The sequence below is a fragment of the Novosphingobium sp. genome (assembly GCF_030699305.1).
In the GTDB taxonomy this organism is placed as follows: Bacteria; Pseudomonadota; Alphaproteobacteria; order Sphingomonadales; family Sphingomonadaceae; genus Novosphingobium.
Window position 1 is genome coordinate 85,196 of the sequence record NZ_JAUYNB010000008.1, and the last position, 25,440, is coordinate 110,635.

At 65.7% G+C, this 25,440-nt stretch carries 23 protein-coding genes and 1 tRNA gene; 11 read left to right on the forward strand and 13 right to left on the reverse strand.

The window, feature by feature from the left end:
- Positions 1 to 789 carry an enoyl-CoA hydratase-related protein gene (locus tag Q8Q53_RS02250; RefSeq protein WP_305700122.1) on the reverse strand — a complete coding sequence of 263 codons (789 nt, stop codon included), beginning with the start codon at positions 787 to 789 and terminating at the stop codon, positions 1 to 3.
- Between the two features lie 51 nt (positions 790 to 840).
- A complete protein-coding gene (locus tag Q8Q53_RS02255) occupies positions 841 to 2,139 on the reverse strand; it encodes a MaoC family dehydratase N-terminal domain-containing protein (RefSeq protein ID WP_305700123.1) in 1,299 nt (432 codons plus the stop codon).
- Positions 2,140 to 2,209: 70 nt separating this feature from the next.
- On the opposite strand from Q8Q53_RS02255, the gene Q8Q53_RS02260 reads away from it, so the two are divergent.
- On the forward strand, positions 2,210 to 3,700 hold the full coding sequence (locus Q8Q53_RS02260) for a class I adenylate-forming enzyme family protein (protein ID WP_305700124.1): 1,491 nt from the start codon (positions 2,210 to 2,212) through the stop codon (positions 3,698 to 3,700).
- Positions 3,701 to 3,708: 8 nt separating this feature from the next.
- Here the strand turns inward: Q8Q53_RS02260 and Q8Q53_RS02265 are convergent, their stop codons facing one another.
- From Q8Q53_RS02265 to Q8Q53_RS02275, 3 genes are read right to left on the reverse strand one after another with little or no spacing between them, the layout of a single operon-like run.
- Complete coding sequence (locus Q8Q53_RS02265; protein ID WP_305700125.1) at positions 3,709 to 4,920, reverse strand: acyl-CoA dehydrogenase family protein; 1,212 nt, start codon at positions 4,918 to 4,920, stop codon at positions 3,709 to 3,711.
- Position 4,921: 1 nt separating this feature from the next.
- Complete coding sequence (locus Q8Q53_RS02270) at positions 4,922 to 6,010, reverse strand: acyl-CoA dehydrogenase family protein (protein ID WP_305700126.1); 1,089 nt, start codon at positions 6,008 to 6,010, stop codon at positions 4,922 to 4,924.
- 9 nt (positions 6,011 to 6,019) lie between these two features.
- Complete coding sequence (locus Q8Q53_RS02275; protein ID WP_305700127.1) at positions 6,020 to 7,387, reverse strand: phosphotransferase family protein; 1,368 nt, start codon at positions 7,385 to 7,387, stop codon at positions 6,020 to 6,022.
- A gap of 65 nt (positions 7,388 to 7,452) precedes the next feature.
- On the opposite strand from Q8Q53_RS02275, the gene Q8Q53_RS02280 reads away from it, so the two are divergent.
- Together Q8Q53_RS02280 and Q8Q53_RS02285 are read left to right on the forward strand one after the other, a co-directional pair.
- Positions 7,453 to 8,259: an enoyl-CoA hydratase/isomerase family protein gene (locus tag Q8Q53_RS02280; RefSeq protein WP_305700128.1), complete on the forward strand. Its 807-nt coding sequence runs from the start codon at positions 7,453 to 7,455 to the stop codon at positions 8,257 to 8,259.
- 15 nt (positions 8,260 to 8,274) lie between these two features.
- The gene (locus tag Q8Q53_RS02285) at positions 8,275 to 9,783 is read left to right on the forward strand and encodes an acyl-CoA synthetase (RefSeq protein ID WP_305700129.1); all 1,509 of its coding nucleotides are present in this window, start codon (positions 8,275 to 8,277) and stop codon (positions 9,781 to 9,783) included.
- Between the two features lie 24 nt (positions 9,784 to 9,807).
- Here Q8Q53_RS02285 and Q8Q53_RS02290 read toward each other — a convergent pair.
- From Q8Q53_RS02290 to grxC, 4 genes are all read right to left on the reverse strand, one after another.
- A tRNA-Arg gene (locus Q8Q53_RS02290) sits at positions 9,808 to 9,884 on the reverse strand.
- A 62-nt stretch (positions 9,885 to 9,946) separates the two neighbouring features.
- A complete protein-coding gene (locus Q8Q53_RS02295) occupies positions 9,947 to 10,411 on the reverse strand; it encodes a DUF1178 family protein (protein ID WP_305700130.1) in 465 nt (154 codons plus the stop codon).
- Positions 10,408 to 11,220: a carbon-nitrogen hydrolase family protein gene (locus Q8Q53_RS02300; protein WP_305700131.1), complete on the reverse strand. Its 813-nt coding sequence runs from the start codon at positions 11,218 to 11,220 to the stop codon at positions 10,408 to 10,410. Before Q8Q53_RS02300 ends, Q8Q53_RS02295 begins: the two co-directional genes overlap by 4 nt.
- A gap of 7 nt (positions 11,221 to 11,227) precedes the next feature.
- Positions 11,228 to 11,491, reverse strand: coding sequence for a glutaredoxin 3 (gene grxC, locus Q8Q53_RS02305; protein WP_305700132.1), 264 nt, complete (start codon positions 11,489 to 11,491; stop codon positions 11,228 to 11,230).
- 171 nt (positions 11,492 to 11,662) lie between these two features.
- On the opposite strand from grxC, the gene Q8Q53_RS02310 reads away from it, so the two are divergent.
- Entirely contained in the window at positions 11,663 to 12,145 is a 483-nt protein-coding gene (locus Q8Q53_RS02310; RefSeq protein ID WP_305700133.1) for an Hsp20 family protein, read from the forward strand.
- A 555-nt stretch (positions 12,146 to 12,700) separates the two neighbouring features.
- On the opposite strand, the gene Q8Q53_RS02315 is transcribed toward Q8Q53_RS02310, so the two are convergent.
- The 3 genes from Q8Q53_RS02315 to tpiA all read right to left on the reverse strand — a co-directional run bounded on the left by Q8Q53_RS02315 (position 12,701) and on the right by tpiA (position 15,712).
- Positions 12,701 to 14,335 (reverse strand): CTP synthase, encoded by a 1,635-nt coding sequence (locus tag Q8Q53_RS02315; RefSeq protein WP_305700134.1) that lies wholly within the window; start codon positions 14,333 to 14,335, stop codon positions 12,701 to 12,703.
- 141 nt (positions 14,336 to 14,476) lie between these two features.
- Complete coding sequence (secG, locus tag Q8Q53_RS02320) at positions 14,477 to 14,881, reverse strand: preprotein translocase subunit SecG (protein WP_371136486.1); 405 nt, start codon at positions 14,879 to 14,881, stop codon at positions 14,477 to 14,479.
- A 72-nt stretch (positions 14,882 to 14,953) separates the two neighbouring features.
- Positions 14,954 to 15,712: a triose-phosphate isomerase gene (tpiA, locus tag Q8Q53_RS02325; protein WP_305700135.1), complete on the reverse strand. Its 759-nt coding sequence runs from the start codon at positions 15,710 to 15,712 to the stop codon at positions 14,954 to 14,956.
- Between the two features lie 253 nt (positions 15,713 to 15,965).
- Here tpiA and Q8Q53_RS02330 point away from each other — a divergent pair, with 253 nt between their 5' ends.
- The 7 genes from Q8Q53_RS02330 to lexA all read left to right on the forward strand — a co-directional run bounded on the left by Q8Q53_RS02330 (position 15,966) and on the right by lexA (position 23,133).
- A complete protein-coding gene (locus Q8Q53_RS02330; protein ID WP_305700136.1) occupies positions 15,966 to 17,903 on the forward strand; it encodes a peptidyl-prolyl cis-trans isomerase in 1,938 nt (645 codons plus the stop codon).
- 13 nt (positions 17,904 to 17,916) lie between these two features.
- A complete protein-coding gene (locus Q8Q53_RS02335) occupies positions 17,917 to 19,434 on the forward strand; it encodes an anthranilate synthase component I family protein (protein WP_305700137.1) in 1,518 nt (505 codons plus the stop codon).
- 7 nt (positions 19,435 to 19,441) lie between these two features.
- Positions 19,442 to 20,026: an aminodeoxychorismate/anthranilate synthase component II gene (locus Q8Q53_RS02340; protein WP_305700138.1), complete on the forward strand. Its 585-nt coding sequence runs from the start codon at positions 19,442 to 19,444 to the stop codon at positions 20,024 to 20,026.
- Positions 20,023 to 20,988 (forward strand): anthranilate phosphoribosyltransferase, encoded by a 966-nt coding sequence (gene trpD / locus Q8Q53_RS02345; protein ID WP_305700139.1) that lies wholly within the window; start codon positions 20,023 to 20,025, stop codon positions 20,986 to 20,988. The genes Q8Q53_RS02340 and trpD overlap by 4 nt, the downstream gene beginning before the upstream one ends.
- A 33-nt stretch (positions 20,989 to 21,021) precedes the next feature.
- A complete protein-coding gene (gene trpC / locus Q8Q53_RS02350) occupies positions 21,022 to 21,807 on the forward strand; it encodes an indole-3-glycerol phosphate synthase TrpC (protein WP_305700214.1) in 786 nt (261 codons plus the stop codon).
- Positions 21,800 to 22,273, forward strand: a complete 474-nt coding sequence (gene moaC / locus Q8Q53_RS02355) for a cyclic pyranopterin monophosphate synthase MoaC (RefSeq protein ID WP_305700140.1) — start codon at positions 21,800 to 21,802, stop codon at positions 22,271 to 22,273. The genes trpC and moaC overlap by 8 nt, the downstream gene beginning before the upstream one ends.
- A gap of 170 nt (positions 22,274 to 22,443) precedes the next feature.
- Positions 22,444 to 23,133, forward strand: a complete 690-nt coding sequence (lexA, locus tag Q8Q53_RS02360) for a transcriptional repressor LexA (protein WP_305700141.1) — start codon at positions 22,444 to 22,446, stop codon at positions 23,131 to 23,133.
- 93 nt (positions 23,134 to 23,226) lie between these two features.
- Here lexA and Q8Q53_RS02365 read toward each other — a convergent pair whose 3' ends face one another.
- Positions 23,227 to 25,425, reverse strand: coding sequence for a ComEC/Rec2 family competence protein (locus tag Q8Q53_RS02365; RefSeq protein WP_305700142.1), 2,199 nt, complete (start codon positions 25,423 to 25,425; stop codon positions 23,227 to 23,229).
- Positions 25,426 to 25,440 lie beyond the last annotated feature (15 nt).

Consider the following 25,440-nt stretch of genomic DNA (forward strand, 5'->3'; position numbering starts at 1 on the left):
TCAGCCTTTCGGCTTGTTTGTTTCCCGCCAGATCATCGCCGTCGCCTGCGTCGACAGGCCCATGTTCAGCGCTTCGGCATCGAATTGTGCTTCGAACGACCAGTCCTCGGCGTTGTTGAGGTTCTGCTTCATATAGCGGAAGCCCATGCGCGGGCCATCGGCCAACCGGTGTGCGGCTGTCAACGTTTCATCGCGCAGCACGGCATCATCGAACAGGCGGGTGTAAAGCCCCTTGGCAAAGGCTTCCTCGGCAGAGAGCTTTTCGCCCAGCAGGAACAGTTCGCGCGCCACGCCCGTGCCGACGATCTTGGTCCAGAACCAGGTCGATCCGAAATCCCCGCCCGCCCCGATCCGGTCGAACGCCGTCAGGAAACTGGCCGAGCGCCCGGCAAACCGCAGGTCGCAGGCCCCGGCAATGCCGATCCCCGCACCGGCCACCGGGCCGTTGACCATTGCGATGGTCGGCTTGCCCATTTCGTGCAGCAACCGCGATGTTTCCATGAACCCGCGCAGCCGGGCAAAGCCTTGCTCGGCCCGGCTGCCGGATTCGGGATTGGCCGGAACGACGGCCTTGTCCGCCCCGCCCTCTTTCAGGTCGCCCCCGGCGCAAAAGCCGCGGCCTGCGCCGGTGACCACGACGCAGCCCACGGATGGGTCGCGCGCGGCATCGGCGCAGGCATCGGCCAGCTGGGCCATGATCGAGCCGGTCAACGCGTTCAGCCGGTCAGGGCGATTCAGCGTGATGATCCGCACCCCGCCCGAATTCTCAAGTCGCACTTCGTCAGTCATGCAGCATTCCCGTTGTTGTCGCCCAGTTGGTTCGCGGCATTGCCGGGAGGCTTACTTGCCCCCCAGTTCCCAGTGCCGGGCCATCATCTGCGCGGCCTTGTGCGCCAGATCACGCGGGACGTCCCGATACATCGGCAGCGGGTTCGCCTTGGACGGCAGCGCGATGGTGGCGGTCGCCCGGACCGATTCCTCACCGCGCTGGTTGACGAACTTCACCGCGACATCGACCAGATTCTGCCCGTCTTCCGTCCGCTTGGCCAGCACTTCGCCGGTCACCATCTGGACGTCACCCATATAGTTGAACTTACGGATTTCGTCATGGACATGCAGGATGATGGCGTCGTCGCCGCACCAGTCGCTAAGGTACTGATACAGATAGTTTTCGCGCATTACCCCATAGTCATATGCCATCGGATTGCCGATCGCCTGCGCCCACTTCGGATCCCAGTGCAGCCGCTGCGCCACGTCGGGGATACCGTGTTCGTTCTTGACGTAGAATGCCGGAATCCGCTGGCGGTTCTTGTGTGCCAGCCGGTTGGCGGTGGGTGCATAGGGGACGAAGCCGTAACCGCCCGCGTGGAAGCAGATGACGTCGGTCACGGTCAGCGGGCCCTTGGCCTGCTTGCCCAGGGTATCGCCCTTTTCGACGTCTTCAAACCAGCGCTTGTTCGCACCCTGCACCTGTTCACCGGCATAGACCGCTTCAATCGCGGCAAATTCCTCGTCGGTATAGCTGGCCGGCTGGATCGACAGGTTCTTGCCCTTTTTCGCGGCTGTCTTGCGCTCGGTCAGCACGCGCAGGATGCGGTAAACCGCCACCACTTCGCCGCGCTGGTTGACCTTCACATCGCGGCGGACCGTAATCACCGATCGGCCGGCGAATTCGGACGCTTTCACTTCGCAGGTTTCATCACCGTTAAAGCTGTAGATCGTGTCGCCGGGGCGGACCGGGCGGTAGAAGTCCCAGGTCGACCCTGACACGAACACGTGAATGCCCTTGAACAGCGACTTGCGCAGGCGCTTGATCTCGTCCGGCACCGGATCGCCCAGCATCGGCCGGTTGATCACTCCGGTCATCATGCCTGGTGCAACAATTCCGCCCCAGCGGGTCTTTCGGGCATAGTCCGGATCGGTGAACAGCGGATTGTCATCGCCGCAGCCATGCGCAAAATTGCGGATGTTATCTTCGGTTGCGACCTGGATATACTCGCGCGTCCTGGCCGCCTGATCAAACCCCAGCAGCGCACGCTGCCGTTCGATGTCCTCGTCCGTGATCGAATAATCGACCGCTTTCTGCCACTCATCGCTTTGCAGGATATCCGCTTTCGGGGCGGTGGGCACTTCCGACATTCATTCTCTCCTTGATCCGAGTTGTATAACTAGGTAATAGAAGCTCGCGTTACAGGCAAGGGATTAAAGGATGACCGGAGTAAGGCGGATCAGCGACGCGCTGAAGGTGCGGGCACAGCACCAGCACGGCGAGATTGCGCACGATGGGGTCAACCGGAAAATCACGTATGCCGAATGGGACCGCGAAGCCGATGAAATCGGCGGCGGACTGGCGGCGGCAGGACTGGTTCCGGGGGACCGCGTGTTCCTGCCGATCAGCAATGCCCATGCCGTGGAAATGGCCATCGCCGTGTTTGCCGTATTCCGCGCGGGCGGGATCGCCTGCCCGATCAACACGCGCCTCAGCCCCAAGGAAATCGCCGACTTCGCCGAACTGACCACCCCGCGCTGGTGCATCACCGATGTTCCGGACGTGGTGAAGGACCTGACCCTGGACGGCAGCTGGACGGTGGACGCGATGCCGCGCGAACTGGCTGCGTTGCCCGATCAGGCCAGTCTTGATCCCAGCGCAGACGCCGAAATCCTGGGCACCAGCGGCACCACCGGCAAGATCAAGGGCGTCGTCGTGACGCATCCCGATCTGATGAAGGGCGTGACCGGCACCAACATGGACCGGTCGCGCTCCACGCTCAGCGCCTTGCCGCTGACCGGTTCGGGCGGGAACCTTGGCATTGTCATGCTGCCCGCGCGCGGCGGGGCAACCGCGATTACCCAGCCGAAATTTGATCCCAAGGGGTTCCTCGAACTGGTCAAGGATCGAAGGCCAAACCTGGTCTATCTGGTTCCCACGATGCTGCGACTGTTGCTCGATCACCCCGACGCGGCGAACTATGATTTTGCGGGCGTGAGGTACCTGATGACCGGCACTGCACCGTTGCCGCACGATTCGGTCAAGCGCGCCGCCGCGCTGTGGCCGCACCTGCGCATCCGCAACAGCTATGGCATGTCCGAAGGCGGAATTGGCATGGGCACCACCAGCCAGAAGCAAGTGCTCAAGCCCGGCTGCGTCGGCAGGATGCCCGATCACATGCAACTGCGTGATGAAGCCGGAAACGTCGTGACCCAGCCCGGCGTGGTCGCTGAAATCTTTGGCTTCCAGGCCCATCCGCGCCGTTACTGGAACGATCCGGACGCAACCGCCGCCAGCTTCGTCGGCGGCTGGACCCGGACCGGCGATCTTGGCTACGTCGATCAGGACGGCGATCTGATCATGGCCGGCCGGTCAAAGGAACTGATCATCCGCGGCGGGTACAATATCACCCCGCTGGAGATTGAAACCGCGCTGTACCTGCACCCGGCCGTCCAGCAAGCGGCCGTGGTGGGCGTGGAGCATGACGTGCTGGGCGAGGATATTGCTGCGGCCGTGACTTTACGCCGCGGCCAGTCCGCCACCCCGGACGAGATCATCGCCTTCTGCCGCAAGCATCTGGCCGACAACAAGGTGCCGCGCACGTTGCTGGTGCTGGATGAAATGCCGCTGAACCCCAACGGCAAGATCCTGAAAAAGGAACTGGTCGCCCCGCTGACCGCCGCCGCCAAGGCGCGCCGCCGGGCGGCCTGAGGTCGCCGCTACCGCAGCTGTTCGAACGGCACGTCCTTGTCCATCCGGATGTCGCCCGGCATGCCCAGCACGCGTTCGGCGATCTGGTTTTTCAGCACTTCGTCCGCGCCGCCCGCGATCCGCATCACGGTGGACCAGATGTAATCATGCTGGATCTCGCGCGTCTGGGCATCGTCCGCATCAGGGGCGATGGCATCCAGCCCGCGCAGTTCCAGCGCCAGCCCGCTCGTCCGCTGGAGGCGGCTGGCATAGGCCAGCTTGACCATCCCCGCCAGCGCACCGGGGTTTTCGCCCCGGCTGACCATCGTGCGCAGCCGCGCTTCGAAATACTTGCTGCCCTGTTCCTCGGCCAGCGCCTGCGCCAGTGCGAGCCGCACGCTGCTGCTGTCGAGCGCCGTGCCGCCATCCGCACCGGGCGTCCGCGCCGCGTAATCGAGCAGCGGCGTGACGGTTGACTTGTGGCTGCCACTGCCCAGCCGTTCGCCCATCAGCACGGTCATGCAGCAGGCCCAGCCCTCACCCACCGCGCCAACGCGGTTGGCATCGGGGATGCGGACATCGGTCATGAAGGTTTCGTTGAAGTCCGACGCGCCGGAAATCTGCCGGATCGGGTGGATCTCCACGCCGGGGGACTTCATGTCGACCACGAAGAACGTCAGCCCCTTGTGCTTGGGCACAGTCGGATCGGTGCGGACCACCAGAATGCCCCAGTCGCTGCGGTGCGCCCAGCTGGACCAGACCTTTTGCCCGTTGACCACCCAGTCATCGCCATCACGCACCGCCTTGGTCCGCAAGTTGGCAAGGTCCGATCCGGCGGACGGTTCGGAGAACAGCTGGCACCAGGTCAGATCACCTTTCAGCGTTGCTTCGATGAACTGGGCTTTCTGGGCATCATTGCCGTGCCTGGCGATAACGTTGATCGCCATGCCCAGCCCGATACCGATGTACGGCCCCTTGGGCAGGGTATAGCGCGATTCTTCCTCGGCAAAGACCACCGCCTCGATCACGGTCCCGCCGCGTCCGCCCAGCGCCTTGGGGAAGGTGATCCCGGCATAGCCGCCGTCATAAACGGCGCGCTGCCACGCGCGGCCCAGCCGGACCTCCTCGGCATCGTCAAGCGTCACCCCTTGCTGAACGACATGCGCGGGGGCGGTTGCGGCCAGCCATGCGCGCACTTCGGCGCGGAAGGCGGCTTCCTGGGGGGTATCGTTGAAATCCATGTCAGGCGGCCTCGTTCTGCGCTGCGCTGTGGTGGGCGATCAGGCGATCGGCCCAGTAGGAACGGTTGCCCAGATTGACCGCCAGCAGCCGCTCACGGCGATAGAAGAAGTGGCAGTTGGCTTCCTGGGTGTAACCAATCCCGCCATGCACCTGCAGGTTTTCACGCGCGCCCATTTCCAGCGCGGCGCTGGCGCTGAGCCGCGCGGCGGCGGCGGCGGCAGGCAAGTCAGCCGGTGCTTCGCCGGCCGCCCAGCCTGCATAGAACGCGTTGGAACGCGACAGTTCGACTTGCACCGCAAGGTCGGCCAGCTTGTGCTTGATCGCCTGATAGGATGCCAGTTGACGCCCGAAAATCTGGCGGTCCTGCGCATAGTCGCGGGCCATGGTGAGGCAGGCCTCGGCCGCGCCGGTTGCCTCGAACGCGGCTTGCACGGCGGCGCGGTCAAACAGCGTTTCCGGCGTGCCCGGTCCGGCCAGCAGCTCTGCCCCGGCCCCGGCAAAGTCGATCCGGTAGTGGCTGCGCAGCTGGTCGAAACTGGCCAGCTTGGTCCGCGTGACGCCCGGTTGATCCAGCCGGACCAGCACCAGTCCGGCACCTGTCAGCACCGCCGCCACACTGGCGATGCCCGCATCGGCCACCGGGGTCTTGGTCCCGGTCAGCCTGCCATCCGCAAACACCGCGCCGCGCGCCAGCGCCGGTCCCGGCCCTTCGGCGTAAGCAAAGGTGCCGACCACTTCGCCGCTGGCCAGCTTGGGCAGCCATTCGGCCTGCTGCGCCGCACTGCCCGCCAGCCGGATCGCATCGGCGCACAGCACGATCGAGGAGAAGAACGGCACGGCGGCGTTGGCGCGGCCCAGTTCTTCGCTGATCACGCCCAGGTCCAGCTCGGTCATGCCCAGCCCGCCGACCGCTTCGGGAATGTTCGCCCCCAGAAAACCCATCGCGCCCAGTTCGCGCCACAGCGGTTCGTCCCATTCGGCGGCGCTGTCGATCAGGCCGCGCAAGTGATCGAACGGGGTGCGTTCGGCCAGCAAACCGCGGGCCTGTTCGGCCAGCATTTTCTGTTCATCGGAAAGGTCGAAATTCATAGCGCGTCCTTAATCGGAAATCGTCTCGTACCAGGTCGTCGCCAGCGCCCCCATGGCATCGGCCATGATCGCGGTTTCGCGCGTGACGCGGTTGTGGCAGGCTTGCGCGGCGGCGGAAAAGTCTACCGCATCGGCCGCAATCGCCTCGGCCAGCGCGGTCCGCGCGCCCGCCAGCGAGGCCGGAGCACCGGGCAGCAGCGCCTTGATCTCGGCGAGTTCCGCCGCGTCATAGGCCGCGCCGTGGCTCGCGCGGTTCCGCCAGAACTTGACCAGCCGCGCCAGTTCCTTGGCCTTGGCCGCAGCGCGCTGGCTGGTCAGGCCGGGGACGATTTCATCCCGCAAGTCGGCCAGCGCAGTCGCAAAGAACCGGTCGGTCCAGTCAGGCTGGCAATCGGGCAGGACCGGATCGGTCAGCGCGATACCCGCCAGTTCCGCCACCGAGCGCACGATCACCCGCTTGTGCATGGTCCCGAACAACAGCGCCGTGCCGGTGCCGCCGCTGCTGGCATCCGCAGCGCTGGCCGAAGCCGCGCTGGCGACCGAGAAGCCCAGCTGGAAATAGAGCCGATGAAACTTCACCCGCGCCACATCGACCGGCGTGCCGCTGGCCGCTTCATAGGCCGCGAACACATCGCGCATCGGTACGAACGGCTGGATCAGGCTGCGCACCCAGATTTGCGCCAGATCCTCCATCGGGTCGCCCAGATGGCTCAGCTCCCAATCGACCAGCACGGTCACGCGGTTGTCTTCGAACAGGAAGTTGCCGGGACCGGCATCGCCGTGCAGCACCACCGATGGCCCGCGATCTTCGGGAATGTTGTCGGCCAGCCAGCTCAGCGCCAGCTGATAGATCGGGTCGGCCCCGTGGGCCAGATTGAGGCGGCGCAGTTCGGCGATCTTGGCGCGGATTCGCAAGGCGGGCGGTTCGCTGGCCTCGCCCAGCGCCGCCAAGGCCGGATGGCTGGCATCGACCCGGTGCAATGCAGCCAGCTGGCCGACGAAGTCCTGCGCCAGCGCGGCCTTGTCCTCAGCCTGCGGAAACCGGTCATTGCCGGTCACAAAATCGCTCAGCAGCGCCAGATGCGATGGAAATGCGCCAACCAGCCCTGCCGCTTTCACGCCCGAATCGGCCAGCGGCCCGGACAGCGCCGCCAGAATGGCCGTCTCGCGCTGAAAGAACGCCAGCCGTGAGGCATCGCCCGCGCGGGCATCCCACGCCAGATAGCAGCGCCGCTCGGCCCCGTCGGGATAGCGCAGCGTTACCTCTGCGCCCTGCCGCGACGCGCCGCCGCCACCGCGCGCTTGCTCAGCGGCGATGACACAGCCAGTCTGCTGTTCTACCTCTGCCCGTAAATCGGCAGGGATTGCGCTTGCCATCAGGTCATCCAGTTATATAACTACGTTTAACAGCATTACACACTTGCGCCGGGAGAGAGTCAAGCGTGACCTACGATACTATCCTGTTCGATGTCGCCGATCATGTCGCGACCATCACCATCAACCGCCCCGATGCGATGAACAGCTTCAACCGCCAGATGATGGACGATTTCGCCCGCGTCTGGCACGAAATTTCGTGGAACGACGACATCCACGTGTCCGTGCTGCGCGCCGCGCCGGGCCGGGCATTCTGCACCGGGGTCGATGTGAAAGGCGCGGTGGCGGGCGGCGATCAGCGTCCGGCGGTCGACCTCGACAACGTCTGGCACTGCTTCGATCCGGGCGACCGGCTAGGCCCCAAGTCGATGCATTGCTGGAAGCCGATGATTTGCGCGGTCCACGGCATGGCCGCAGGCGGCGCGTTCTATTGGCTGAACGAGGCGGACATCATCATCGCGTCCGAAGACGCGACCTTCTTCGATCCGCACGTGACCTATGGCATGACCAGCGCGCTCGAACCGATCGGCATGACCTACAAGATGCCGCTGGCCGACGTGCTGCGGATGGTGCTGCTCGGCAATGATGAGCGGATGAGTGCGGAATACGCCAAATCCATCGGGCTGGTCAGCGAAGTCGTTCCGCTGGACCGGCTGTGGGACCGCGCGCATGAAATGGCGCTGCAGATTGCGGCCAAGCCCCCGGCGGCCATCCAGGGTTCGATCAAGGCGATCTGGTCCAGCCTGGACATGCCCCGCTCGGTCGCGCTGGCCAACGCGCTGAAGTATCCGCAGATCGGCAATCCGGTGGGCGTGCCGCAGGTCGACCGCGCCGCGCTGATGGCCGACAAGGCCAAGAAATACACGATCCGTTGATGCCGCGCTGATCCGATGACCCACCCGCGTCTCCACGCCGCCGCCCATCCGGACAAGCCCGCCGTCGTGATGTCAGACGGCTCTGGCGGGTTGACCTATGCCCAGCTGGAAGACCGGGCGAACCGGGGCGCGCAACTGCTGCGGTCGCTGGGCATCGCGGCGGGTGACACGATCGCCTTCTGGCTGCCCAACTGCCCGCAAGTGTATGAAATCTATTGGGCCGGGCAGCGCGCGGGCGTTTACATCACGCCGATTGCGACCGCGCTGACCGCGGGTGAGGCGGACTATATCGTCGAGAATTCCGCCGCCCGGCTGCTGATCGCCGCGCCCGAGATTGCCGGGCTGGCCGATCTGCCGCCCCGCGCCGGGGTGACGCGGCTGACGCCCGCACAGTGGCGCGACGCGCTGGATGCGCAGCCGTCCGGGCCAATCGCGGATGAGGCGCCCGGCTTTCACATGGTCTATTCCAGCGGCACCACCGGGCGGCCCAAGGGCATCCGCCTGCCGCTGCCCACGGGCGCGGTCACGGCCAGCCACATGCTCGCCGATCAGCTGGCAAGCAGCTATGGGATCGGGCCAGACACGATCTACCTCTCGCCCGCGCCGCTCTATCACACCGCGCCGCTGGTCTATACCACCAGCGGCCAGAGGCTGGGTGCAACCGTGGTGGTGATGCCACGGTTCGAGCCTGAAGCCGCGCTGGCCGCGATTGAGCGGTTCGGCGTGACGGTGACCCAGATGGTGCCGACGATGTTCGTCCGCCTGCTGAAACTGCCCGCCGCAGTCCGCGCGCGGTATGACCTGTCCTCGCTCAAGGTGGTGGTCCACGCTGCCGCACCCTGCCCGGTGGAAATAAAGCGGCAGATGATGGAGTGGCTCGGCCCGATCATCCACGAATACTATGGCGGGTCCGAAGGCAACGGCTCGACCCGGATCGGGCCGGAAGAATGGCTGCGCAAGCCCGGATCGGTCGGCCAGGCGAGCTGGGGCACGGTCCATATCTGCGACGATGCCGGACACGAGCTGCCGACGGGCGAACCGGGGATCGTCTATTTCGAAGGCGGCTGGGACTTCCAGTACCTGGGTGATGACGCCAAGACCCGCGACAGCCGCAACCCGCTGCACCCCACCTGGTCGGCGCTGGGCGATGTCGGCTATCTCGATGCAGACGGCTACCTGTTCCTGACCGACCGCAAAAGCTACATGATCATTTCGGGCGGGGTGAACATCTACCCGCAGGAAGTCGAAGACCTGCTGATCACCCATCCCAAAGTGGCCGATGCCGCCGTGATCGGCGTGCCCAATGCGGACTTTGGCGAGGAAGTGAAAGCGGTGGTCCAGCCGGCCAATCCAGCCGATGCCACGCCCGCGCTGGCCGAAGAACTGATCGCGTTCTGCAAGGCCCGGCTCAGCCCGATCAAGTGCCCGCGCTCGGTCGATTTCGATCCGGCCCTGCCCCGGCTCGACAACGGCAAGCTGTACAAACGGCTGGTCAAGGATCGCTACTGGCCAAAGCCATCATGACCCGCACCCCGCTTTGGGAAGAAATGGTGCGCCCGACGGGATTCGAACCCATGGCCCCCAGATTAGGAATCTGATGCTCTATCCTGCTGAGCTACGGGCGCGCCGCAGGTCTCATAGTCGGCGGGGGCAGTGGTTGGCAATTGGCTGGTTGGCCTGATGACGATCAATTCAGCTTGTCCGGCGGTGCGACCGGAAATGGCAGGGGCAATACGGAAATGCCTTCCTCCACCAGCGCGCGGGCTTCGTCCGGTGTGGCCTGGCCGTGGACCAGTGCGGCGTCCTGCTCGCCATAGTGCATCGCCCGCGATACGTCGGCGAACTTGCCGCCGACCCACTTCGATTGCTTGAGCAGTTCGGCCTGCAATTCAGCCAGCTTGACGATGGCGGGATCAATCGCAGCCGGGGGGGCACCGGCCGCCAGCGGCTGGCCTGCCGCCGGGACTGTGCTGACCTGATTGCCCTTTTTCGGCACGGCCGGAGCCATCGGGGCTTTCGTCACCTGCGCAGAGCCGCATTGCGGGCAATCAACCAGACCCCGCCCGCGTTGCTCCTCAAAATCGGCGGACGAGGCAAACCAGCCTTCGAAATGGTGGCGATGCGGGGCACAGATCAGATCGAACACGATCATGCGATTGGCCGCTTGTTGGCCAGCGCTGGCAGCTGGGTCCGCACCTCTGTCAGGCGCGCGGAATGAAGCTCGGCGAAGCCAAGCCCGGAAGCGCTGCCGCCCATATCCAGCAGCACCTCGCCCCATGGGTCGACGACCAGACTGTGGCCGTAGGTTTCACGGCCGTCCTCGTGGTGGCCAACTTGCGCCGCCGCGATCACGAATGCGCTGGCCTCAATCGCGCGGGCGCGTTGCAGGATATGCCAATGGGCCGCCCCGGTCGGGACGGTGAAGGCCGCCGGGATGGCGATGGCATCGCATTGCAGCTGCCCCAGCGCTTCGAACAAGGCGGGAAACCGCAAGTCATAGCAGATCGCCAGCCCCAGCCGGCCGACCGGTGTCTGCACCGTTACCACGCTGTCGCCGGGGGCATAGGCGTTCGATTCGCGCCAGCTTTCGCCCGTCGCCAGATCGACATCGAACATGTGGATCTTGTCATACCGCGCCGCGATTGCGCCGCTGGAATCGATCACGAAGCCGCGGTTGGCCCACCGCCCATCGGCGCCTTCCACGGCCAGACTGCCGATATGCACCCAGATCCCCGCGCGGGCGGCGGCATCGCGCACGGCTGCCAGCATCGGGCTGGCGGCTTCCGGCACGACATGGCGGCCACCGCGCGCGCGGTCACGGTCCAGCAGGCCCGACATTTCCGGGGTGAACAGCATCGCCGCGCCGCCCGCCGTCGCCGCCTTGACGGCGTCCACCATGGCGTTCGCGTTGGCGGCCGGGTCGATCCCCGATGTCATCTGGAACAGTGCGATCCGGGTCATGATGCGTCTATAGCGCCAACAGCGGGTCCAGCTTGCCCGCCCGGTCCAGCGCGTGCAGATCGTCACACCCGCCGATTGCCCGATCATCGATCAGGATCTGCGGCACGGTCATCGCGCCGGGAACGCGTTCCTGCATCTCGGCCCGCCTGGGTCCGCCCAGAGTGATATCGTATTCAGTGTAGGACACGCCCTTGCCGTCCAGCAACGCTTTCGCCCGCACGCAATAAGGGCAGCCCCACTTGGTATAGATCTCGACCTTGGGCGTCGGCATGCACGGTCCTTCCGGTGTGACGCAGCGATGATTTCCGCGCGCCCCTTGAAAGCGCCGAGCGGTAACATATCTGGATTGCGGTGTCATGGTCCGCAAGGGGATGGCTCCGCTGGGAAGCGCCGGGTTCGGGCTTCCTGACAGGATCAGAATTGCTCATCGGAGGATTTTGCAATGAACCGTTTCGATTTTACGCCCTATCGCCGCTCGATGGTTGGCTTCGACCGCCTGTTCGACCTGCTCGAAAACCATTCGCGGCTGAACAGCGGGGATAATTACCCCCCCTTCAACATCGAACGGCGCGGTGATGACGCCTATCGCATCACGCTCGCCGTGGCGGGATTCAAACCCGCCGACATCGAAATCACCGCCCAGCAGAACCTGCTGGTCGTCCAGGGCCGCAAGGGCGATGAAACCCTGGCCGGGCAGTATCTGCATGTCGGCATTGCCCAGCGCGGGTTTGAGCGCCGGTTTGAACTGGCCGACTATGTGCGGGTGGACAGCGCCAATCTGGAAGACGGGATGCTGGCGATCGATCTGGTGCGCGAAGTGCCCGAAGCGATGAAGCCCAAGTCCATCCCGGTCGGCACACAAAAGTCGCTGAGCGTGGTGCGCGACGCCGACGTCGCCGCCGACACCGGCAGCGCCGCCGCCTGATTCCCGGCAAGCCGTGATCTGGCGGGCGGCACTGCGCCAAAAACTGGTTCGAGGCTGAAAAATTGAGGGGCGGAACCTTGCGGTTCCGCCCCCGCGATGCTTGCGCACCGCCCCGTCACAGCAATGATCGTCCGGGTCGCAGAAGACGATCAAGGCGCGACAAGCACATAAACCAGGTGTGCCCACCAGCCCGGTCTGAAACTGATACCAGCTTATGCCGTAAATCCACCAAACAGTCCCGCATTAATCGCGGTTACCATCCGGTTAGTGGCAAATTTATTCTTGCCACCAAGTCCTTAACGTCAAGCGGCAAGCTACCCTAGGGACAGGCCGGAAATCAGTTGTGACCAAAAGGTTGCCGGCAGGAAAGTTCTGTTCTGTGTGACCCAACCCGGCGTTGGCGCCGGTGTTGTTGCGAATCTCTCTTAACACCAATATCGCTACGGGCTTTCGCCATGGTCTGGCAAGATGTTTCTTTGGTTAGCATGAACTTGCAACCGATTGCGCACCGGATTTTCTGCAATCAGCCCGCACAAAGTCCTGCAGCTGCGCCGTTCAGACCAGCCTGGCCTGCTGCAGCGCGGCGGCGATGAAGCCTGCAAACAACGGGTGCGGATCGAACGGACGGCTTTTCAGTTCCGGGTGGAACTGCACGCCCACAAACCACGGATGATCCGGGCGTTCGACGATTTCGGGCAGCAAGCCGTCAGGCGACATGCCGGAAAACACCAGCCCGCCCTGCTCCAGCCGCTCCCGATAGGCGCTGTTCACTTCATAGCGATGCCGGTGGCGTTCGAAAATGCTGGTTGCACCGCCATACATCGCCGACACGTGGCTGTTACCCGCCAGCTTCGCCTCAAACGCGCCGAGCCGCATCGTTCCGCCCAGATCGGTGTCGGCGCCGCGCGTCTGCAGGCCTTCGGGGCTCATCCATTCGGTGATGATCCCGACCACCGGTTCGGTTGTTTCGCCAAACTCGGTCGATCCGGCCCCGGCAATGCCAGCGGTATTGCGAGCCGCCTCGATGCAGGCCATCTGCATGCCCAGGCAAATGCCGAAGAACGGCACCTTGCGTTCGCGCGCGAAGCGGACGCTGGCGATCTTGCCCTCTGACCCGCGAATGCCGAATCCGCCGGGCACCAGGATGCCGTGCATCGGCTCCAGCTTGGCGGCGATTTCGGCGTCATCGGCCTCAAACAGTTCCGCATCAAGCCACTTGATGTTGACCCTGACCCGGTTGGCCATGCCGCCGTGCACCAGCGCTTCGTTGAGCGACTTGTAGGCATCCGGCAGGCCGACATACTTGCCGACCACGCCAATCGTGACTTCGCCTTCGGGGTGCTGATACCGGTCGACGATATCTTCCCAGCGCGACAGTTCCGGCTCCGGCGCTGTCATTCCGAAGTGGTAGAGCACTTCGGCATCCAGCCCTTCGGCGTGATACTGGAGCGGCACCGAATAGATGCTGGAAGCGTCCAGCGCCGGGATCACGGCCTGCTTGCGCACATTGCAGAACAGCGCGATCTTGGCGCGTTCGATCTCCGGCAGCGGCTTTTCGCAGCGGCACAGCAAGATGTCGGGCTGAATGCCAAGCCCGGTCAGTTCGCGGACCGAATGCTGGGTCGGCTTGGTCTTCAATTCACCGGCGGCCGCGATGTAGGGCACCAGCGTGACGTGGACGAAACAGGTCTGGTCGCGCTCCAGCTCGTTATGCAGCTGGCGCAGCGCTTCGATGAAGGGCAGCCCTTCGATGTCGCCGACCGTGCCGCCGATTTCGCACAGCACGAAATCGAGGTCTTCGGTTTCGGTCTTGGCGAAATCCTTGATCGCGTCGGTGACGTGCGGGATGACCTGCACGGTCGCGCCCAGATAATCGCCCCGGCGTTCTTTCGCGATGATGTCGCGGTAAATCCGGCCAGAGGTGATGTTGTCAGCCTGACGCGCCGAAACGCCGGTGAAGCGTTCGTAGTGCCCCAGATCGAGGTCAGTTTCCGCCCCGTCATCGGTCACATAGACTTCGCCGTGCTGATACGGGCTCATCGTGCCGGGATCGACGTTCAGATAGGGATCGAACTTGCGAATGCGGACCTTGTAGCCGCGCGCCTGCAGCAGCGCAGCAAGGCTTGCCGCCATGAGACCTTTGCCGAGCGAGGAGACCACGCCGCCGGTGATGAAAATGAACCGCGCCATGGGAATTGCGCCTTAATCCGAACAAGGGGGACCGGGCAAGTCAGGCTTGCCACCAATCCACAGTTGAAATGAACCACGCCAGCCGTTCGCGCGCGGCGGTCAACTGCCCCCGCGCGCGGTGTCAGCGCCTGGTCGTTTGGTTTACTGCTTGGTCGCGCTGCCCAGCGGGTCCACCGGAGCCGTCGAGGCCGGGGCAGGAGCCGGTGCCAGTGCGCCGCCGGGAGCCGGCTGCGCCGCCGCGCCCAACGGATCGACCGGCGCAGGAGCGACCGGTGCAATCCCACGCTCAAGCGAGGTATCGAGTTCGCGGCTGGTGGTGGTGCCGACCGCCAGCACGGCCAGCACGATGCTGAGCACCACGAACAGCACGGCCAGCACTGCGGTCGAACGCGTGAGGAAATCCGCCGCGCCGCGCGCGGACATCAGCCCGGTCGGACTGCCGCCGACCCCCAGCCCGCCGCCTTCGGACTTCTGCATGAGAATGATCGCAACCAGCAATGCGGCTACGATCGCCTGGACGACGGTAAGGAAGATGAACAGGGACATGGCTTTCCTGCGATAAACAGCAATAGCGGCGCATCTAGGCGCGCGCGGGCCGGCTTGCAAGCCGCAGGCGGATTATTCGCTGGCGGAGCCGCCTGCTGCCACCACGATCGCCAGGAAACTCTCGGCCGTCAGGCTCGCCCCGCCGACCAGTGCCCCGCCGACCTCGTCCGCGCTCAGCAGTTCGACCGCATTGCCTGCATTGACCGAGCCGCCATAGAGGATCTGCACGCCCGCGCCGTCCTCGCCGTAGATTGCGATCAGGCGCGCGCGAATCGCACGGTGCATGGCGCTGACATCATCGACCGAGGGCACACGCCCCGTGCCGATTGCCCAGACCGGTTCATACGCCACGGTGACTTTTGCGGCGATGTCCGCGCCTGTCGGCAGCGATCCCTGCAGCTGGGCGCAGACCACGGTTTCGGCCTGCCCGGCGTCGCGCTCTGCCTCAGTCTCACCGACACATACGATGACTTCCAGACCGGCATCGAGCGCGGCCTGGGCCTTGGCCAGCACGACCGCATCGGTTTCACCGTGCATCGCGCGGCGTTCGCTGTGCCCGACAATGGTAAAGGTCGCCCCGGCATCCTTCAGCATCGCGGCAGAGATATCGCCGGTATAGGCGCCTGCGGCCTGAACATGGCAATCCTGCCCGCCGACGGTTATTTCCTGCACCGCTTCGGCGAGCGGATTGACCAGCGTGAACGGCGGCGCGATCGCCACCTGCACCCCGGAAGCACGCGCTGCGCCGCGATCGATCGCCCTGGCTTCAGCCAATAACGCGCGCGTTCCGTTCATTTTCCAGTTACCGACGATGTAAGGGCGGTTCGCCATGAAGTGTCCCTGTTCTATCTATACTTCTGCCGCCAAAGTGTCGGTGGCGGTCATTTGTTCCAGCGCCTAAGCAAGCTTCGGGACGCTTGTCAAAGCCCGCAAGGATGCGGAACATGGCATTGCTGTGACAGGTTCGGCAATCGGGGGTAGCTGGTCCTGCGCCATTGCGGGAAGTGCGTTTGACGCTTAAAGCGGCCATGAAACTGCCGGTTTGCGGGCGCGATTCCGGCCATAAGGGTTTGACGACAAACACATGATTCAGTTCATTCGCAGCATGTTCTCATCAAAGCTGGGTGCCTTTCTGGCGCTTGGCTTTGTTGCCCTGATTGCCTTGGCATTCGCAGGCGGGGATATTTCTTCGACGGGTTCGTTCGGCGGCAATACCGGCGGCGACCGGGTGGCGACCGTGGGCAAGGGCCGGATCGATTCTGCCGAACTGGAACAGGCCAGCGCACGCGCTGTGGATAATCTGCGCGATCAGGACCCGACTCTGTCGATGGCCAGCTTCGTCAATCAGGACGGCGTCACCCGCGTGCTCGATAACCTGATCGACATGACCGCGATCCGTGCCTTTGGCGAAGCCCATGGCATTCACATTTCAAACCGGCTGGTCGACAGCGAAATTGCCAAGATCCCGGACGCGCGCGGGATTGACGGGAAAGTCAGCGATGCCAGCTACCGGGCGTTTCTGGCTCAGCGCCGGTTGACCGATGCGCAGTTGCGCAGCCAGATCGCGCAAAGCCTGATGGCCCGGCAACTGATCGGCGGGACCGAACTGGGCGTGGCCGTCCCCAATGAACTGGCGGTGCGTTATGCCGCCGTGATCACCGAACGCCGGACCGGCCAGATCGCGCTGCTGCCGTCCGCCGCGTTCGCACCGAAGACCGCACCGGCCGACGCCGATCTGGCTGCGTGGTACAAGACCAACCAGAAGGACTATGTCCGCCCGGAAAGCCGCGTGCTGCGTTATGCGGTGTTCGATGACAAGGCGCTGCGCACCGTGCCGGCCCCGACCGAGGCGGAAATCGCCGCGCGATATAACGCCAGCAAGGCGCAATACGCCGCTTCCGAATCGCGCCAGATCGTGCAGCTGGTGCTTCCCACCGATGCTGCGGCCAAAGCGATCATGACCGAAATCAGCACCGGCAAATCGCTTGAAGCCGCTGCCACGGCCAAAGGGCTGTCGGTGGCGCAGCTGGGCCTGATCGGACGCGAAAAGCTCTCCGGCCAGACCAACGCCGCTGTCGCCGATGCCGCTTTCGCAGCGGCCAAAGGCAAGGTGATCGGCCCGCTCAAGACCCCGCTGGGCTTTGCCCTGCTGCGGGTCGACGGGATCGACGGCAAGCCCGCGCGGACGCTTGAACAAGCGCGCGGCGAACTTGTTACCGTGCTGACCGCTGAAAAGCGCCGGGCCGCGCTGACCGATTTCTCCGCCTCGATCGAAGACCAGTTCGACAACGGCGGGTCGCTGACCGATGTCGCCAGGGAACTGGGCCTGACGCTTTCCTCAACCACGCCGCTGACGGCAGACGGTGCGGTGCTGGGCAAGCCCGGCGAAACCGCTCCGGCAGCGCTGGCGCCGGTCGTGCAGACCGCGTTCGCGATGGAATCGGAAGGCCAGCCGCAACTGGCCGAAGTGGAAGCGGGCAAGACGTTCGTGATCTTCGATGTCGAACGGATCAACGCGTCCAGCGCCCCGCCGCTGGCCGAAGTGAAGCCGCTGGTCATTGCCGAATACCAGCTCGCCAAGGGCGCCATTGCGGCCCGCGATGCGGCCAAGAAGCTGGAAGCCGCGCTGAAAAAGGGCGGTGATCTGACGGCTGCGATGGCCCAGCTCGGCGTGCCGCTGCCCCCGGTCGACAAGGTCGATCTGGAGCGGGAACGGTTGCAGGCAATGGGTGAACAGACCCCGCCGCCGCTGGCCTTGCTGTTTGCGACCGCCAAGGGTTCGGTCAAGCTGATGGCCGCGCCGCGCAATCGCGGGTGGTATGTGGTCAAGGTCACCGACGTGATCCCCGGCAAGGTCGATCCGGCCGATCCGCGCCTGCCGGAGTTCCGCCAGACGTTCCAGCAGATCACCGGTCAGGAATACTCCGCCCAGCTGGTTGCCGCGATGCGCAAGGACGTGGGCGTGAAGCGCAACGAAGCGGCCATCACCGCCGCCGCAAACCGCCTCAAGGGCGGGAACTGATCCGGGATCGGCAATGTCCGCAGCGCGGCCTGAAAACTGGGATGCAGCTGCCGCTGCGCTGGCTGCCGGTCGCCCGGCGCTGGTCTGGCGGCAACTGATCGCCGATACCGAAACCCCGGTTGGCGCGGCGGTCAAGCTGATCGAGGATGGACGCGGCGATTTCCTGCTCGAAAGCGTCGAAGGCGGCGAAGTGCGCGGGCGCTTCAGCTTGCTGGGGCTGGACCCGGACCTGGTGTTCCGGGCGACCGGCGCGGCCTGCGAAATCAATCCGGACTGGCGCACCGACCGCAGCGCCTTCACCGCCCTGCCCGGTGACAGCCTGAGCGAACTGCGCGCGCTGGTCGCCGCCTGCCGGATCGACGTTCCGGCGGCGCTGCCACCCGTGCTGGCCTGCCTCGTCGGGTATTTTGGTTATGAAACCTATGGGCTGGTGGAAAAGCTGCCACGTCCGGCGGAAAATCCGCTGGAACTGCCGGACATGCTGTTTGTTCGCCCGGCGCTGATCCTGGTGTTCGACCGGCTCAGCGACGCGCTCTATTGCGTCGCGCCGGTCTGGCCCGCAGCCGGAACGCCGCAGCACCGGCTGGAAGCCGCGCAGGACCGGATCGACTCCGCACTGCGCCGGCTCGCGCAGGCTGCGCCAATGGTAACCAGCGATGCCGCCCTGCCCGAACCGGCGCTGGTCCCGACCATGGCGCCCGGCCAGTATGCCGCGATGGTGGCCCGCGCGCAGGACTATATCGAGGCGGGCGACATCTTCCAGGTCGTGCTGGCGCAGCGCTTTACCTGCCCGTTCACCCTGCCGCCGCTGGCGCTGTATCGCGCGCTGCGCCGGGTCAATCCTTCACCGTTCCTCTATTTCCTCGACCTGCCGGGTTTCGCGCTGACGGGCTCGAGTCCGGAAATCCTGGTCCGCGTGCGCGACGGCGAGGTCACCATCCGGCCGATTGCCGGAACCCGCCCGCGCGGCAAGACGGCGGAAGAGGACAAGGCCAACGAAATCAGTCTGCTGGCCGATCCCAAGGAACGCGCCGAACATCTGATGCTGCTCGACCTGGGCCGCAACGATGTCGGCCGCGTGGCCAGGGCCGGATCGGTCCGCGTGACCGACAGCTACACGATTGAGCGTTACAGCCACGTCATGCACATCGTGTCCAACGTGGTCGGCCAGCTCGACAGCGATCAGCACGATGCCATCGATGCCGTGTTCGCAGGCTTTCCCGCCGGGACGGTCAGCGGCGCGCCCAAAGTCCGCGCGTGCGAGATCATCGCCGAACTCGAACCGGAAACGCGCGGGGCCTATGCGGGCGGGGTTGGCTATTTCGGGCCGGACGGCAACCTCGACAGCTGCATCGTCCTGCGCACCGGGGTGATCAAGGATGGGCTGCTGCACGTGCAGGCGGGCGCGGGAATCGTGGCGGACAGCGACCCGGCCTATGAACAGCGCGAATGCGAAGCCAAGGCCAGCGCGCTGATCGCGGCCGCGCGGGAAGCGGTAAAGGTGGCCAGTCAGGCCGGTTTCGGGCAATAGGCATTCCATGATCCTGGTCATCGACAATTACGACAGCTTCACCTGGAACCTGGTCCATTACCTGATGGAACTGGGGGCCAAGGTTGAGGTTGTGCGCAACGATGCCATGACCGCGCAGCAGGCGATTGACACGGGCGCGCAGGGCTTTCTGCTCTCGCCGGGGCCATGCACCCCGAACGAAGCCGGGATCAGCCTGGACCTCGTCGGGGCCTGCGCTGCTGCGGGCAAGCCGCTGCTGGGGGTGTGCCTGGGACACCAGTCGATCGGGCAATACTTTGGCGGCAAGGTCGTGCGCGGCGGGCTGATGCACGGCAAGGTTTCGCCGGTCAGCCACGACGGCACGGGCCTGTTCCGCGGCCTCCCCTCGCCCTTCATGGCCACCCGCTATCACTCGCTGATCGTGCAGGATATTCCCGGCAGCCTGATCGTCAACGCCACCAGCGATGATGAACACGTGATGGGGTTCCGCCACCGCGATCTGCCGATCCACGGCGTCCAGTTCCACCCGGAAAGCATCGCGACCGAACATGGCCACGCCATGCTGGCCAATTTCCTGGCCGTCTGCGGGATCGCGGCGCGCGAGCTGGCATGACACTCTCGCTTGACATGGCCGAGGCGCTGTTCGGGCGAATGCTCGATGGCGGGATGGCCGACGATGAGATCGCCGCCACCCTGATCGAACTGGCCGACCGGGGCGAAACCGCCGCCGAAGTCGCCGGGCTGGTCCGGGCGATGCGCGCCCGGATGAAGCGGATTGCCGCGCCCGCCGGCGCGATTGACGTCTGCGGCACCGGCGGTGACGGCCAGCACAGCCTGAATGTATCGACCGCCGTGGCGCTGGTCGTCGCGGCCTGCGGCGTGCCGGTGGCGAAGCACGGCAACCGCGCGGCGTCCAGTCAGGCAGGCGGCGCGGACACGCTGGAGGCGCTGGGCCTCAACCTCGCCCGTGCGTCGGAGATGGCCGAGCAGACCCTGCCGGATCTGGGCATTGCGTTCCTGTTCGCGCAGGCCCACCACCCCGCGCTGGCCCGCGTCGGCCCGATCCGCAAGGCGCTGGGGCGGCGCACGATCTTCAACTTGTGCGGGCCGCTGGCCAATCCGGCCGGTGTCACCCGCCAGCTGGTCGGCGTCGCGCATCCGGCGCTGATCGCGCTCTACCGCGACACCATGCAACTGCTGGGCACCGAAGCGGCGCTGATCGTATCCGGGGCCGAGGGGCTGGACGAGCTTTCCATCGCCGGAACCAGCTACATGGCCGCGATCGGCCTGACCGGCATCGGGGCCGAGATCACCCCGGACAACGCCGGGCTCGCGCCGCACCCGCTCGACGCGCTGCGCGGCGGGGATGCGGCGTTCAACGCCGCTGCGCTGCGCCAGTTGCTGCTGGGCGAGCCGGGTGCCTACCGCGATGCCGTTCTGCTCAATTCAGCCGCTGCCCTGCTGGTGGCGGGCGAGGCTGAGGATTGGCTTGAAGGCGTCGAGGAAGCCGCCGAAGCGATTGACAAGGGGCTGGCCAAGGGCCTGCTCGACTGCTGGATTGATACGGTTCGCTAAGGCCGCGCGCCCCGGACCGCGATGGGATCACCAATGGACAAGCTGACCGAAATCTGCACCACCAAGCGCGCGGAAGTCGCCGCCCGCAAGCCGCTGGCGAGCCTGGCCGATCTGGCCGCCCGCGCCGCGACGCAGACCGCGCCGCGCGGCTTTCGCGCCGCGCTGGAGGCAAAGGCCGCCGATGGTTTCGCCCTGATTGCCGAGATCAAGAAGGCCAGCCCGTCGAAGGGGCTGATCCGCCCGGATTTTCATCCCGCCGATCATGCCCGCGCCTATCAGGCCGGCGGCGCGGCGTGTCTTTCAGTGCTGACCGACGCGCCCTATTTCCAGGGGCATGAGGATTACCTGATCGCCGCCCGCGCGGCCTGCGATCTGCCGGTCCTGCGCAAGGATTTCATGGTCGACACCTGGCAAGTCGCCGAAGCGCGCGCGATTGGCGCCGACGCGATCCTGATCATCGTCGCCGCGCTGGACGACGGCGAGATGGCCGAGATCGAGGCCGCCGCGCTGGAGCTCGGCATGGACGTGCTGGTCGAAGTCCACAATGCGGACGAGATGGAGCGCGCAGCGCGGCTCCGGTCGCGCCTGATCGGGGTCAACAACCGCGACCTGAAGCGGTTCGTGACCGATATCGGCACGACCGAACGGCTCGCCCCGCTGGCTCCGGAAGGGACGCTGCTGGTCAGCGAAAGCGGCCTCGGCGGCCATGCCGACCTGCTCCGCCTGTCCCGCTGCGGCGTGCGCACGTTCCTGGTCGGCGAAAGCCTGATGCGTCAGGACGATGTCGCCGCTGCAACCCGGGCGCTGCTGCATGGCTGATCTGACCCACCTCGACGCGGACGGACACGCCCGGATGGTCGATGTCGGCGGCAAGGCGGCGACCGCGCGCGTGGCCGTGGCTACGGGCCGGATCACGATGAGCGCCGCCGCCCTCACCGCGATCCGCGACGGCACCGTGCCCAAGGGCGATGTCCTCGCCGCCGCGCGGATCGCCGGGATCATGGCCGCGAAGAAAACCGCCGACCTGATCCCGCTGTGCCATCCGCTGGCGCTCGATGCCGTGACGGTCAATTTCGAGATCGAAGCCGCAGCGATGCGCGTCACCGCCACCGCCAGCCTGACCGGCAAGACCGGCGTCGAAATGGAAGCCCTGACCGCCGCCAGCGTCGCGCTGCTGACGGTCTATGACATGGCCAAGGCGGTCGACAAGGGCATGGTGATCGAGGGCGTCCGCCTGATCGAAAAGCGCGGCGGCAAGTCGGGCGACTGGTTCGCTCCTGCCTGATTGCGCAAGGGCGGTTGCTGCGGTGGAACAAAATGCGATCAATTGCCCCCAAAATGGCGGAATTGCTTGACGCACGAATCGAAGTTGCTTAATTGTTCCGCATTCGTTCACTGAACGGTGCAGGAACATTTCCGTTCCCCGCGCATCGTTTGCAAAGGAGTGATGCGCGCATGCTGACCCGCAAGCAGCACGAGTTGATCCGCTTCATCCAGGTCCGCCTGGAAGAGACCGGCGTCTCCCCCTCGTTTGAGGAAATGAAAGAGGCGCTGGACCTCAAGTCGAAGTCGGGCGTGCACCGCCTGATCTCTGCGCTGGAAGAACGCGGGTTCATCCGCCGCCTGCCCAACCGGGCGCGCGCGCTGGAAGTGCTGCGCCAGCCCGAAGATGTCGGGACCAAGCCCGCGCCGCGAGCCGCCAACGTCAACAGCGCCGCCGCCGTGGTCCGCCCGCCAGAGGCAAAGCCTGCTCCGGCCAACGACGTGATCGAGATCCCGCTGCACGGCCGCATCGCCGCCGGTGTCCCGATCGAGGCGATGGAAACCGCCGCGATGTTGCCGGTGCCTGCTGCACTGCTCGGCGCGGGTGAGCATTACGCGCTGGAAGTGTCGGGCGATTCGATGATCGAGGCCGGCATTCTGGACGGCGATTATGCGCTGATCCGCCGCACCGACAGCGCCCGCGACGGCGAAATCGTCGTCGCGCTGGTGCGGGGTGAGGAAGCGACCCTGAAATACCTTCGGCGCGAAGGTGGCATGGTCCGGCTGGACCCTGCCAACGCAGCCTATGAACCGCAAATCTACAAGCCCGGCGAAGTGCTGGTGCAAGGCAAACTGGCCGGGCTGCTTCGCCGCTATCACTAGACGCGGCGCTGCGTTCCGTCAGTTCGAAGCGCCCGCGGCCCCGACTGCGGGCGTTTTCGTATCCGGAACGTCACCGGAATCAGCCGCCGCCACTCACGGGGTGTAGAGCGGCACGGTTGTTGCCGGGGCCGGAGCAGGAGTTGGCGCTGGTTCCGCCGCCGTGGCTGCACCTGACGGCGGCGCGGGGCGCGGTCCGGCCCGAAACGCTGGCGGCGGGGCCCACCAGCCGTGTTGGCCCTGACTTTCAGCGACGGTCCGGACCGTGCGGGCGGACAGGTCAATGGTCAGCCCGCCAGTTTGGTCGAGCATCCGCCGGTCAGCCTTCAACCAGCGGGGGCGGCAGCTGCGCGGCAGATAGCGGTCTGAAATGACGATATCGGTTCGGTCGCAGGCGGCGGCCAGTTCACGTTCGGCGGCCATGTCCTTGCCGCGGGTCATCAGCAAGTCCCAGCTGCGCCCGCCCCGAACCAGACGGATCGCGCAGAAATCGGGATTGCAGCGGGCACCGCGCCATTGGCTGAGGGCGCGCGTCTCGCCCGCCATGCCCGCCAGCTCGGTCAGGTTATCCTTCGCAAAGTCGCTGCGGGAATCGCGCAGCATCAACAGTTCTTCAGGCACTTCTCCGGTGATCCCGACATGGCGTCCGTCGCTGGAAATGAGCACATCGGGCGGCTGCAACGTGGTCAACAGCAGCGCGCCGAGACCGGCGGGGATCAGTCCGGCCAGCCGGATCCGGCCATGCCATAGCGCCAGCCACACCCCCCCGGCCACGAACAAAGCGAACGCCCCCTGCCCCATGCTGGGCATCCGGGTCACCGCGCCGGGCATTGCGGCTGTCCAGTGCGCCAGCCCCAACAGCGCCTCCAGCGATTTGCCGGTCAGCCACCAGAACGGCGCCCCTGCCCCGACCAGATCGAACAGCAACGCCAGCGCGATCAGCGGCATCGACAGGAACGTGGTGAGCGGGATTGCCACCACGTTGGCCAGCGCCCCGTAAACGCCCGACTGGTGAAAATGAAACAGCCCGATCGGCATCAGCGCCAGCTCGATCACCAGCCCGGTCAGCACCACCGCCGCCAGATTGCGCAAACCGCGTGCCCACCAGGGCTCCTCACGCGGGGCCATGAACGCCCGCATCCGGGCCGTGCCATGCAGCGCAATGATCGACGCAACGGCGGCAAAGCTCATCTGAAAGCTGGGACCGATCAGCGCCTCTGGCCACAGCAGCAGCACTGCAAATGCCGCCGCCGCCAGCAGCCGCAGCGACAGCGGCTCGCGCCCCAGTGCCAGCGCGCCCAGCACCAGCACCGCGCCGATGCAACTGCGAATCGTCGGCACTTCGGCACCGGTCAGCAGGGTATAGCCAATCCCGGTCAGCGCCCCGGTCGCCGCCGCCACCAGCGGAATGCGCACCCGCAGCGCGAGCCAGCCCCACAGTCCCAGCAGCCGGCTGGCCAGAAAATACGCCGCCGCAATTATTGCGCTGACGTGCAGCCCGCTGATCGACAGCAGATGGGTCAGTCCGGAATGGCGCATCGCCTCGTCATCGGTCTCGGCAATGGCCCCCCGGTCGCCGCTCGCAAACGCGGCCGCGATCGTGCCGGGCGATCCGGCCAGGTTGCTGCGGACGTGCGCCGACAGGAACCGCTGTGACCGCCGCAGCGCGCTGTTCTGCTCGGCCGGAGTGGTCACGGTCACCTCGCCCAGCACACTGCCGGTCGCGGCCAGGCCAGAAAACCAGGCTGCCCGCGCAAAGTCGTATCCGCCCGGCAGCATCGGCGGAGCGGGCGGCATCAGCCGCGCGCGCAGCCGCACGCTCGCCCCTTCGGCAATCGCGGGATTGTCCTGCGCCAGTGGCAGGTTGACCCGCACCCGGATCGCGCGTCCGTCCTCCGGGTTGCGCGTGGCCAGCAACAGCCGGACGCGGCCTTCGGCGGGCTGCTCGATCCGGTGGATCACTTTGGCGGCCAGCACCGTCACCATCGGGCGGCTGATTGCGGGCGTTCCGACCACTGCGGATTTCCCCCAGACCAGCAGGCAACCCAGCGCCACCATCAGCGCCAGTGTCGCCAATGCCTGCCGGAGATAGGGAAACCGCCCGTCCGGCCGCAGCGCCGCCAGTGCCCCCAGCGCCACCCCGCCGCAGGCGGCCAGCAGTCCCAGCCACTGCCAGTGATTGGCCAGCAAAAACCACGCGGCAATTCCAGCACCGAACGCCGCCACCAGCCACGGCGCGCGATCAAACCCGGCGCGTTCAAGGAATTGTTCAAGGCTCGCAAGGCCGCTTGCCAAGCTTGCGCGGTTGCG